General features: G+C 74.3%; 1 pseudogene. It reads right to left on the bottom strand.

The annotated features are described in order from the left end of the window. Nucleotides 1-486 (bottom strand): annotated as a pseudogene (locus tag G3I40_RS28120) (phospho-sugar mutase); the annotation flags it as partial.

Here is a 486-nt window from a genome sequence, read left to right as displayed (position 1 = left end):
GAGGTCACGGCGAGGCCCGCCAGCGCCGTCGGCGGCGCCTCGCGCAGCCGCCGCATGGCGTCCGCGATGACCGACAGGTCCTCGACGCGCACGCTCAACTGGTCGGTGGCGTGCAGCCCGTGGGCCAGGGCCAGGTCGTCGAGCGCGTCCAGGAGCGTACGGCCCTGCTCCTTGAGCCCGCTCGCCAGCTCGGTCACGAGCAGCGCCGCCGTGATGCCGTCCTTGTCGCGCACGCCCTCGGGGTCGACGCAGTAGCCGAGCGCCTCCTCGTAGCCGTAGCGCAGGCCCTCGACGCGGGCGATCCACTTGAAGCCCGTCAGCGTCTCCTCGTACGGGAGCGAGGCCGCCTCGGCGATCCGCCCGAGCAGCGACGAGGACACGATCGACTCGGCGAAGACCCGGGCGTCACCCGTGACACCGCACCGCACCAGGTGCGCCGCGAGCAGCGCGCCCACCTCGTCGCCGCGCAGCATCCGCCAGCCGCCC

Source organism: Streptomyces sp. SID14478, assembly GCF_010548525.1.
Taxonomy (GTDB): domain Bacteria; phylum Actinomycetota; class Actinomycetes; order Streptomycetales; family Streptomycetaceae; genus Streptomyces.
Note: the sequence above shows the minus strand (reverse complement) of the source record. Positions and strands in the feature narration are given on the sequence as shown.